Origin of the sequence: Lysinibacillus sp. LK3, assembly GCF_001043675.1 — a bacterium.
Classification (GTDB): Bacteria; Bacillota; Bacilli; order Bacillales_A; family Planococcaceae; genus Lysinibacillus; species Lysinibacillus capsici.
In genome coordinates, this window is record NZ_LDUJ01000014.1 from 245,448 (window position 1) to 257,189 (window position 11,742).

The following is an 11,742-nucleotide window of genomic DNA, read 5'->3' on the forward strand; positions in this document are numbered from 1 at the left end:
CTATGTACAACAAAGGAATAAATTTTTTACATAAAGATTGTAGTTTCACAAAGAAGGTAGGAACAAAAGATGTATAAAATAGGTGTTGTTGGTCCCATTCAATCCGTTGAAAGAATTATTGCCTTAGCACGAGAAATCGAACAGGATATGGAATTTATTCCGTATATATATGAAGTGGCGACGGAAACAAAGCATCTTGTGGAGACACATAATCAGGCTGTCGATTTCTGGTTGTTTTCTGGTTACATCCCTTATAAGCTTGCCAGTCAAACGAATGTATCCAAAGATAAATTGACCCATATTATTTTTTCCGAAGCGGCTATTTATCGGGGTTTTTTAGAGCAATCCTATCAGCAAAAAAAGTTTATAGAAAATGTTAGTATCGATATTATTCCTTCGCCTTCTCAAATGGCTTCAGAAAGTCTTGCAGAGATTCAGCATAATGTCCATCATATGTATTTAAAGGAATTTGATGTCGCTATTGATCCACAAGAGCTATTTGATTTCCATTATAGTCTTTGGCAGGCGAGCAAAATTGATTTTGCGATTACTTGTTATCCCTCTGTTGATGAAGAGCTGAAGAAACGAGGCGTTCCATCTTATTGGGTTTCCCCGACAAAAACAGAAATTTATCATACAGTTCAGCTTTTTACAGAGAAGATCAAAACGTCCTACTATAAAGAGACACAAATTGGTGCAGTCATGCTTGAAATTAAGGACTTTGATTCATTAAAAGAGCGCATGAAGCAAGGCTATCGTATTCAATATTTAGAATTGCGTACGAAGGAAAATCTACTACAGCTCTGTGAACAGATTGATGGCTCTCTTATTGAAGAGGGGAATGGTAAATATACGATCTTTAGTACAAGAGGTGCGATTGAAGGGCAAATACGATTTTTACAGGAAAAAATGTATCAGTTGTCGATTGAAATGGAGACGAAGGTGACAGCAGGCATTGGCTTTGCTCAAACAGTGTTCAATGCTGAGTTACATGCTCACCGAGGACTAAGACAGACGAAGGAAAACGAGGCTATTGACATCGTGATGATACAGGATGATGGCACCATTATTGAATCGGTAGGGAATGTAGAAGAGCTATCCTATTCCTACCGAGCAGAAGACCCTTATATTTTAGAAAAACTAAAAAAAGGGAATATTAGTATTAAAACCTATATGAAAATCCATGCACTTGTACAAAAAATGCATTGGAAGCATTTTACGACAAAGGATTTGGCGTCACAACTGCAAATGAGCGAGAGAAATGCCCAACGAATCGTAGCAGATTTATGTAATGTAGATTTAGCGAGAATTTGTGGGGAAGAATTACAGCATACTCGAGGCAGACCTATTAAAATGTATCAACTTGTCTAAAAACAAAAATGTCCCAAACCAATAAATGGTGTGGGACATTTTTTTATGCTTTTTGAAGCCTTAAATACTGATAAATTAATGAATTTAGCAGTTATTTAGGTAAATAATATGGATTTACGAAGACGATTATCTATTAGAAATTTTCAAAAAAATATTGTCTTTTTATTGAACTTTGATTATTATACGAATATATAACGAAAATGTCGTTATATAAAAGGGGATTTACGGACAAGGGGGCAAGCATATTCAAGAATAGTCGTGGCAATAAAGAGAGGATTTCTATATATGGGAGGGATATGAATGACAACAAATGAAATAACTAAGAAATCTAGAAATGTCATCCTTGCACTTTTATTTTTAGGCTGGTCTTTAGGGAATTTAGATCGCTATATTATGAACTACGCAGTAGTTTCGATTACAGGGGATTTGCAACTAGATGCATCTTCAACGGGTATTATTTTAAGCGCTTTCTTTTTAGGCTATGCCATTATGCAAATACCGGGTGGCTGGCTTGCCGATAAGTTTGGCGCAAAACGAGTTTTATTGATGGCTGTTATCACGTGGTCTATTTTTACTGGCCTAACAGCTATTGCTTGGTCTTTAACAGCGATGATTGTGATTCGTTTTTTATTTGGCATTGGTGAGGGTGGTTTTCAGCCATCAAGCTCTAAAATTATTGCTACGATTTTCCCAAAAGAGGAAAGAGGTAGAGCGATGTCCATCATGCTTACTTCTGGTGGCATTGTTTCACTCATCGTCCCTTTGCTAGCTGCTTATTTATTAGGAACGATTGGCTGGCGCATGATGTTTATCATCATTGGGGCCATTGGGGCAATAATTGCCTTTATATATTGGAAATACATTCAACTCCCGAAAGATGAGGCAGCTACAGCTGGAACAGAAAATACTACGAACAAAGTGAATTTTAAAGAGTTACTGAAAACACCCCTAATGTGGAATTTAATCATTGCTTATTTTTGTATTTATGCAGTGAACTGGGGATTAGTTTCTTGGATTCCAACATATCTTCAAAAAAATCGAGGCTTGGATTTAATGTCCATTGGTTGGGCGCAAACAATACCTGCGATTACAACGATAATTGGTGTATATGGTAGTGGCTATATCATTGATAAGCTACCAAAAGGTATGGAGAAAGTGTTAGGCTCCATCTCCTGCGCAGTCATTGGTCTTTTATTGTATTTAATGTTTACTGCCAAAACAGTGACGTTATTTATTGGTTACCAAACAGTCGTTTCGATATTTATTGCGTTTGTCATTACATTACTACCTGTTATTGTACTCAAGAAATTACCTTCTTCTATCACAGGTTCTGCAATGGGGATTGCCAATACAGGGGGACAATTAGCAGGGTTTGTTACACCGATGGCAATTGGATTTATGGTGGATGCCTTTAATGGCTCCTTTGATGCAGCCTTTTGGATGTTAATTGGCTTTGCGCTTATCTGTATTGTGTCGCTTGTCACACTAAACGACCAAAAAGGAACATTGTTAAAAGCATAATGAATTTGGAGGGACAAATATGAGTTATCATGAGAAAATTTCAACGTTAATTGAAGCAAAACAGCAAGCTACAGTAGCATTAAGCGATGCGATTTGGGCTGTGCCTGAGCTTCATTTTCAAGAAAAGAAATCGATGGAATATATGAAACAGGCACTAGAAAAAGAGGGTTTTCAAACAGAAGTCGGTGTTGCGGGTCTTGAAACAGCGCTTGTTGGAACTTATGGTTCTGGCAAGCCTGTAATTGCCTTTTTAGGTGAATATGATGCGCTTCCAGGCTTGAGTCAAAAAGGTGGGGCGACACAACATGAGCCTGTTGTGGATGGTGGAAGTGGACATGGCTGTGGTCATAACTTATTAGGTACTGGCGCATACGCAGCTGCTGTTGCTGTAAAGGATTATTTAGAGCAAAATCATCAGTCAGCAACAATCCGTTTTTACGGTTGCCCTGCAGAGGAGAATGGATCTGGTAAAGCTTATATGGCAAAGGCTGGCCTTTTTGATGATGTTGATATCGCGATCTCTTGGCATCCAGGTACGTTTTCGACTGTGATGACGTGTAGTTCTCTAGCAAACTATGCCGCAACGTTTAAGTTTACGGGCAAAAGTGCTCATGCCGCAGCTGCACCACATCTTGGACGAAGTGCTTTAGATGCTGTTGAGCTTATGAATGTTGGGGTAAACTACTTACGAGAACACATCATTCCAGAAGCGCGTGTGCATTATGCCATTACTAATTCTGGTGGAACCTCGCCAAATGTAGTTCAACCATATGCAGAGGTAACGTATCTAGTTAGGGCACCTAAAAAGCAGCAAGTACAGGAAATTTATCAACGCGTTGAGAACATTGCAAAGGGTGCCACAATGATGACAGGGACGTCAGTGGACATCGAGTTTGAAGGTGCTGCTTCGAATCTTATTACAAATAAAACACTTTATGATGTGATGTATCAACAAATACTTGAAATTGGTATGCCAGACTATACAATAGAGGATGAACAGTATGCGCAGGCTATTTTCAATACGTTTACACCAGAAGTACAAGCAGCTTCATTAGTAGGCTTACGTAAAGAAGATGCCAAGCTATTACAAGGAAAAGTGATTGCTGATCATGTTCCAGGCATGCTACCTGAATTTATTATGGGTGGCTCTACAGATGTTGGAGATGTTAGCTGGAACGTACCAACCGTACAGTGTACAACTGTATGCATGGCATTAGGAACACCATTACATACATGGCAGGTAGTGTCTCAGGGAGTGACCCCAATAGCGCATAAAGGAATGCTACAGGCTGCTAAAATTATGGCTTGTACAGCCTTAGCGTTGCTGGATAATCCTCTATACATTGAAAAAGCGAAAAAGGAATGGCAAGAGCGTCTAGATGGTGAAACATATCAATCTTTAATTCCAGAGGGAACACAGCCACCTAAGCGCTAACAGGATAGAGTCTTCATAGGAGAACTATGAAGGCTCTGTTTTTGCCTCATTTTGAAAGGAGAACGCGACATGTCAACACAACCCAATCATCAGCATCATCTTCTAGCACAGTGGGTATCACAGTATCGTGCAGCTACCAAAGAAGGGCAATGTGCTAATTATATCCCTGCTTTAGCCAAAAAAGATCCTAATCAATTAGCTGTGGCGATTGTTGGGACTGAAGGCCACGAAATCAAAGCGGGAGATACCGAAGAACTATTTACCCTTCAAAGCGTTTCCAAGGTTATTACCTTTATTTTAGCCTGTATGGATCGAGGCTTACCATATGTTTTAGAAAGAGTAGATGTTGAACCAACAGGAGATACCTTTAACTCAATTATTCGCTTAGAAAGTCATCAGCCAGGTAAACCCTTTAACCCGATGATTAATGCTGGGGCTATTACGGTATCCTCCATGTTGGCTGGTCATTCTCCACAAGAGAAGGTCACAAAGATTCTACAATTTTTAGAACAAATCATAGGCAAGCAATTGAGTATCAATGAAGAAGTATTCCAGTCAGAGTGGCAAACGGCTAATCGTAATCGAGCATTGGCCTACTACTTAATGGATTCAGGGTTTTTAGATTGTCCAGTAGAGGCGGCGCTTGAGGTTTATTTGAAGCAATGTGCAATTGAAGTCAATGTATCAGATTTAGCCATGATTGGCCTAGTTATTGCGAATGATGGCTATCACCCACTGTTAAAGAAACAGCTATTCCCAAAACAAGTGGCAAAATTAGCGAAGGCTTTGATGGTAACGTGTGGTATGTACAATGCCTCAGGGAAGTTTGCAGCATTTATTGGTCTCCCTGCCAAAAGTGGTGTATCAGGTGCGATTCTTGCGGCTGTTCCAGGACATGCCGGCCTACACTCGCCGTTTCCTACTGGCTGTGGTATCGGAATTTACGGCCCAGCGATTGATCCAATAGGAAACAGTGTTGCAGGTGTACAGTTGCTGAAACAGCTAGCAACAGAATGGGATATGACTATTTTTTAATAAGTGAAGATGATTTCAGCGCTTAGTCTGAAGTCATCTTTTTTTCATTTTATAAATAATAAATAAAACGATAAACCAAATTGGTGTTAACAGCAGTGCTGTACGTGTCGCCTCAGAAATAAACATCACTATTAATAAAAAGGCGAAAAACGCAAGCACAACGTAGTTGATAAAAGGTGTCAGTGGTGCTTTGAAGATTGAAGCTTCATGTAAAGCACGTTTTTTTCGTTTGTAGATAATGTGCGAAATGATGATAATGCTCCACACCCATATAAAACAAATTGCACTAATCGTCGTCACAACACTAAAGGCGTTCTCTGGCATCAACTTACTTAACAGAGCACCAGCTGATACAACAATAGTAGAAATAACGAGTGCATTACTTGGTACACTGTTTTTGTTGAGTTTGGCGAATGCTGGAGATGCCTGTTTATTGTTACCAAGATTATAGAGCATCCGACTTGTGGAGAATAACCCACTGTTACCTGCTGAAGCCGCTGAAGTAAGCACAACAAAATTTATAATACCAGCAGCAATCGGTATACCTGCTAATGTAAACACTTGGACAAAGGGGCTGCTTGAAGCAGACATCTCATACCATGGGTTAATACATAAAATGACAAATAATGCCCCTACATAGAAAAGTAAAATGCGAAATGGAATTTTATTAATGGCAGAAGGAATATTTTTTTGAGGATCTGCTGTTTCAGCTGCTGAAACCCCCACTAATTCCACACCAACAAATGCAAAGACAACCATTTGGAAGGCCATTAAAAAGCCGTATATTCCATTTGGGAACATGCCTCCATGTGCCCACAGGTTTTCAACTGATACTGTTCCTGAGCTAGTTTGAAAGCCAGTTACTAGCATAATAAGACCAATAATAATAAGTGCTACAATTGTAATAACTTTAATAATAGCGAACCAAAATTCTAGCTCACCAAAAAGCTTAACAGTTAATAGATTTAGTAGTAATAACAATACAAGGCAACCAATGGCTGGCACCCATTGTGGGATATCAAACCAATATTGTGTATAAACCCCCACCGCAATAATGTCTGCCATCGCCGTCATAATCCAACAGAACCAGTATGTCCAACCTGTGATATAACCTGCCCAAGGCCCTATGTATTCGGATGCAAAATCCGTAAATGAAGTGTAGCCTGCATTGGATAGTAACAATTCACCTAAGGCACGCATCACAAAAAATAGCGCTGTCCCTACAATTAAGTAGGCCAGGATGATCGAAGGCCCTGCTAAGGCAATAGCTTTTCCAGAGCCTAAAAATAAACCAGTCCCAATTGTTCCACCAATGGCAATAAGCTGTACATGGCGATTTTTTAAATCTCGTTTTAATTGTTGCTGTTCCACGTTAATCCCCCTCAAAGATGCATAAAAAACTATGACTGGAAAAATAAAAAGAGACTAGTTGTGACACTAGTCTCGGAAAAACGTCAGAATAACAAATACCATTTATTCGCAGATGTCTACATGAAATGGTGTAGCATCGCTTATAAAAGCTGTATTACTCCTCTGTCCTTTTGCCTGAGATAGTGAACCCTTCGGCGACGCAATGTGCGCTCTCTCCAGAACTGCTCCTGCTATAGTTTGATCCATAGCATTCATAGCTTATTAACTTGATAATCAATTATTATTGTAAGATATTATACATCCTAACAGTGCTTCTAAAATTATTCAACAATAAATTTTAACTATTTTCAGAAAAATAGAAGAATAGGGTTCGTAACTGGCATATCTCTAACGAAAAATAGTATTTTTGGTCATACAAAGTGTTTCGTGAAGGAGTTTTTAAATATGAGGTGGTTTATTGGAAGATTGTTCAACGTAGCTTTCGAAGTGCTCAAACATAAGTGAAAACCGCTCCAAAAAGACATCAAAGCGCTCATTTTTATGAGGATCCGACTCAAGTAGCGAACTCGTTCAAAGTAGATTTTGTATCAAATTAGGGGACTATAATGCGTTTTGTTGCTTTACTTTTTTATTTTAATGACATGAAGCTCGTACAGCATCATTTGAAATAGATATAATATAGTAGAAACTCTGAATTTTTTAAAAAAGAAGCCGTCTCATAGTACTTTGAGACGACTTTTTTTGATGAGAGCATTAATATTTTTTTGCTTTTATTTTACCTGTCCAAGTTTTGAAACCACCTTGAAGTTGGTAAATTTGGTTGTACCCACGTTTTTTAAGAAATAGTGCAGCACGTGAGCTACGGCCTGTATTTTGACAGTATAGATATACTGGTAAATCTGGGCGGATTTCTTTATAACGTTGACGTAGTGTTGTCGAAGGCACATTTCGTGCACCAAGAATGTGACCAGCATCAAATTCTTTTTGCTCACGAACATCGATCAGCTGGGCTTTACGATAGCCTTCTATGAATTGCTCTTGTGTTAGGTTGGTTACGGCTTTTTTGAGTCGTAGTGCATTAATTCCGATATATGCAATTGTGACTACTAAAACGACACCGATTGTGATAAGTATGTCCAAGATTTTCTTACCCCTTTCTATCTTCTCTATTATTATAAAAGATGCGCTAGCGATAGTCCAATGAGTTTGATAAAATTAACTAGGTTGTAGCGAATTCGCTTTTTTCGTTACACAAGCAATCGTTCGCAATTTGAACTGTAGTATAATATTCGTTAAAGTTGACCCACAGGTGGGGCCTGATGGATCATTTTATATTTGTAGGAGATGAGCATATGACAACTTGGTATTTTTTAAATTCAGGGAAATGTAGTCCTTCTTTTAATATGGCACTAGATGAAGCCTTACTTGATTGGCATAGTGAGGGGTTAATTCCACCAGTAATTCGTTTCTACGAGTGGGAGCCTGCGACATTATCCATTGGTTATTTTCAACAAGCTAAAAGAGATATTAATTTAGATGCTGTGCGTGAACAAGGCTTAGGTTTTGTACGTCGACCAACTGGTGGACGAGCTGTCCTACATGAACATGAGCTAACTTATAGTGTTATTGTGACGGAAAGCTATCCGAATATGCCAGAATCTGTGACAGAGGCATATCGTGTGTTAAGTGAGGGAATCTTGCAAGGTTTCCATAACCTAGGTATGGATGCCTATTTTAGTGTACCTGATACAGAGGAGAAAAGAGCGGACCTGAAGAGTCCAAAAAGTGCTGTTTGCTTTGATGCACCAAGTTGGTATGAACTTGTCGTAGAGGGGAAAAAAATAGCTGGAAGTGCTCAAACACGTCAAAAGGGTGTCATTTTACAGCATGGCGCCATTTTATTAGATTTGGATCAAGAGAAATTATTATCCGTATTTAATTTCTCCAGTGAAGAAGCGAAGAATCGTATGCGTAGAAAGCTACCAGAAAAGGCTGTTGCCATCAACAGTCTTGTAAAAGAGCCAGTGACAGTTGAACAATGTGTGACAGCTTTTAGAGATGGCTTTGCAAAATCGTTGCAAATTGAATTAAAACCATTTACACTTTCTGAGGAGCAATTAGAATATGTCCAAGCTTTAGAAGAAAAAAAATATGCTTCAGATGAGTGGAACTTTAAAAAGTAAAAAATGGTATGAAAAAAATATTTTTTAACGTTCAATCCTAGTCATAACAAGTAGTTCTGAATCTATTAAAAAAAGCAAGAGTTGAATTAAAAAACTATATATAGTATCTTTTTTAAAGACATATACACAATATGTAGTGTTTAACGACACAAGATATTGTGTATTTATTTTGTAATGAAGAAAACAAGGGAGGCTAAACGATGGTACTCACAAATCATCAACCCGAAGTAAACAATCAATTTGAACAGTTAAACAAAGATATTGAACAATTCCCGCAGGTACACCCCGTAACATCTGATATGCATATTACACACAAAGGTGTATCAAGACTTGTCATGATCGATCGCTATTCGTTTAAAGACACAGAAAAGAAAACATTGAAAGCCGGCGACTTTGTTGTATTAACGGTAAAAGCTGATCCGAAATTTCCTGCACGTGGTTTAGGGACAATTCAAAAATTGGACATGTCTACAAAAACAGCAGAGATTTTGATTGAAGAGGATTATCGTAGCGCATTAGACGATCCGCAAGAGCAAGAAACGGGTGTGATTACGCGTTCAATTGACGTGTTAGAAAAGCCTCTTGAGATATTTTATGAACAAATTGCAAAACGAAATGCAACGGGCCTTGCCGCTGTTGAAAAAACACCAGAAAAACGTCAAGAATGGTTTGAAAAATTTTATGAGCAATTAGTATCCTTGAAATTCATTCCAGCTGGACGAGTGATTTATGGAGCTGGTTCTGAAACAGATGTAACTTTCTTTAACTGTTACGTGATGCCATTTGTCGCTGACTCTCGTGAAGGTATCAGTGATCACCGTAAGCAAGTTATGGAGATTATGAGCCGCGGTGGAGGTGTTGGAACAAATGGTTCAACATTACGCCCACGTAACACATTAGCTCGTGGTGTAAACGGTAAATCATCTGGTTCTGTCTCATGGTTAGACGACATTGCTAAATTGACACATCTTGTGGAGCAAGGTGGATCACGTCGTGGCGCACAAATGATTATGCTAGCAGATTGGCATCCAGATATTGTGGAGTTTATTATTTCCAAAATGCAAAATCCACGTATTCTGCGTTACCTGATCGAAAATACAACGGATGAAACAATTATCCGTCTAGCCAAAGAAAAATTAAACTTCAAGCCACTTTCTATGCAAGAAGAAGCGATGTATCAAGGCATCGTGAATTATAAAAACATTGAAGGCTTAGGTGGATTTGATACAGCGATCATTCGTGAGGCTGAAAATAAATTACGTGATGGTGGCACGTACACTGTTCATAACCCAGAGTTTTTAACAGGTGCCAACATTTCTGTGACATTAACAAAAGAATTTATGGAAGCAGTTGAAAAAGATGCTGACTTCGAGCTTCGTTTCCCAGCTGTTGAAGAATATACAAAGGAAGAAATGAGCGTTTACAACACGAAATGGCATGAAGTTGGTGATGTTCGTGAATGGGAGAAAATGGGCTATAAAGTCCGCACATACCGTACAATTAAAGCAAAAGAGTTATGGAATTTAATTAATGTATGTGCAACATACTCAGCAGAGCCAGGTATTTTCTTCATTGACAACGCCAATGACATGACAAATGCAAAGGCATACGGTCAAAGTGTTGTAGCGACGAACCCATGTGGCGAGCAACCACTTGCACCATATTCTGTGTGTAACTTAGCTGCTGTGAATTTAGCACAGTTTGCGAATAAAGAAAATCAATCAGTTGATTACGAAGCACTACGTGAAACAGTTCGTGTTGGTGTTCGTATGCAGGATAATGTGATTGATGCGACACCTTACTTCTTAGAAGAAAACCGTGTACAAGCTCTTGGTGAACGTCGTGTTGGATTAGGCGTTATGGGCTTAGCCGATTTGCTGATTTACTGTGAAAAAGAATACGGTTCAGAAGCAGGTAATGCGTTAGTCGATGAAATCTTTAAAACAATCGCTGAAACTGCGTATGAGGCGTCTACAGAGCTTGCGAAAGAGCGTGGTAGCTTCCCATTCTTAGTAGGTGCTACAGACGAAGAAACAGCTCGTTTACGTAAAGCCTTTACAGAGACAGGCTTTATGCAAAAAATGCCTGCTCATATCAAAGAGCAAATTTTAGCGACTGGAATCCGTAACTCACATTTATTAACGGTTGCACCAACAGGGTCCACAGGAACAATGGTAGGGGTAGCAACAGGTCTTGAGCCATACTTCTCCTTCACGTACTATCGTTCTGGTCGTCTAGGTAAATTCATTGAAGTAAAAGCTGAAATTGTCCAAGAATATTTGAACCGTCATCCAGAAGTAAATGAGCAAGAGCTTCCAGAATGGTTCGTTACAGCAATGGAGCTAAAACCAGAAGCGCATGCGGATGTGCAATGTATTATTCAAAAATGGATCGATTCATCTATTTCTAAAACTGTAAACGCACCAAAAGGCTATACAGTACAGCAAGTTGAAAAAGTGTACGAGCGACTATATAAAGGTGGCGCTAAAGGTGGTACGGTCTATGTTGACGGTAGCCGTGATTCACAAGTACTTACACTAAAAGCAGAAGAAAATGATATGGATCAACTTTCATTTGAAGAGGAATTGGTTGAAGAACATACAAAACGTCCAGTCGTATTAGTAGATACGATTCAAGCGTTAGAGTCAACAACTGTTATTGGCTCAGACGTTGGGAATACATGCCCAGTATGCCGTAAAGGCACAGTCGAAGAAATGGGCGGCTGTAATACATGTACAAACTGTGGCGCACAGTTGAAATGCGGTCTATAAATTAAATTTAATAACAGTTGTAACTTTTTACCCCTTTAGATAAGATAATCTAAAG

The 11,742-nt window shown here is 38.9% G+C and carries 8 protein-coding genes and 1 riboswitch; of the genes, 6 read left to right on the forward strand and 2 right to left on the reverse strand.

Annotated features, from left to right (window positions below):
* The first annotated feature begins 69 nt into the window (after nt 1–69).
* The 4 genes from VK91_RS09175 to VK91_RS09190 all read left to right on the forward strand — a co-directional run bounded on the left by VK91_RS09175 (nt 70) and on the right by VK91_RS09190 (nt 5,362).
* Nucleotides 70–1,371: a hypothetical protein gene (locus tag VK91_RS09175; protein ID WP_048392271.1), complete on the forward strand. Its 1,302-nt coding sequence runs from the start codon at nt 70–72 to the stop codon at nt 1,369–1,371.
* A 300-nt stretch (nt 1,372–1,671) separates the two neighbouring features.
* Nucleotides 1,672–2,892 carry an MFS transporter gene (locus VK91_RS09180; protein ID WP_048392272.1) on the forward strand — a complete coding sequence of 407 codons (1,221 nt, stop codon included), beginning with the start codon at nt 1,672–1,674 and terminating at the stop codon, nt 2,890–2,892.
* Between the two features lie 19 nt (nt 2,893–2,911).
* The gene (locus tag VK91_RS09185) at nt 2,912–4,327 is read left to right on the forward strand and encodes a M20 family metallopeptidase (protein ID WP_048392273.1); all 1,416 of its coding nucleotides are present in this window, start codon (nt 2,912–2,914) and stop codon (nt 4,325–4,327) included.
* 69 nt (nt 4,328–4,396) lie between these two features.
* On the forward strand, nt 4,397–5,362 hold the full coding sequence (locus VK91_RS09190) for a glutaminase (protein WP_048392274.1): 966 nt from the start codon (nt 4,397–4,399) through the stop codon (nt 5,360–5,362).
* Nucleotides 5,363–5,395: 33 nt separating this feature from the next.
* Here the strand turns inward: VK91_RS09190 and VK91_RS09195 are convergent, their stop codons facing one another.
* Together VK91_RS09195 and VK91_RS09200 are read right to left on the reverse strand one after the other, a co-directional pair.
* Nucleotides 5,396–6,733 (reverse strand): amino acid permease, encoded by a 1,338-nt coding sequence (locus VK91_RS09195; protein WP_048392275.1) that lies wholly within the window; start codon nt 6,731–6,733, stop codon nt 5,396–5,398.
* A gap of 152 nt (nt 6,734–6,885) precedes the next feature.
* Nucleotides 6,886–6,962, reverse strand: a riboswitch (glycine riboswitch).
* Between the two features lie 524 nt (nt 6,963–7,486).
* Nucleotides 7,487–7,873 (reverse strand): rhodanese-like domain-containing protein, encoded by a 387-nt coding sequence (locus VK91_RS09200; RefSeq protein WP_004231073.1) that lies wholly within the window; start codon nt 7,871–7,873, stop codon nt 7,487–7,489.
* Between the two features lie 263 nt (nt 7,874–8,136).
* Between VK91_RS09200 and VK91_RS09205 the strand changes: the two genes are divergently transcribed.
* Both VK91_RS09205 and VK91_RS09210 read left to right on the forward strand, forming a co-directional pair.
* Nucleotides 8,137–8,916, forward strand: a complete 780-nt coding sequence (locus VK91_RS09205) for a biotin/lipoate A/B protein ligase family protein (RefSeq protein ID WP_081010955.1) — start codon at nt 8,137–8,139, stop codon at nt 8,914–8,916.
* A gap of 200 nt (nt 8,917–9,116) precedes the next feature.
* Nucleotides 9,117–11,687, forward strand: coding sequence for a vitamin B12-dependent ribonucleotide reductase (locus tag VK91_RS09210; RefSeq protein WP_048392276.1), 2,571 nt, complete (start codon nt 9,117–9,119; stop codon nt 11,685–11,687).
* Nucleotides 11,688–11,742 lie beyond the last annotated feature (55 nt).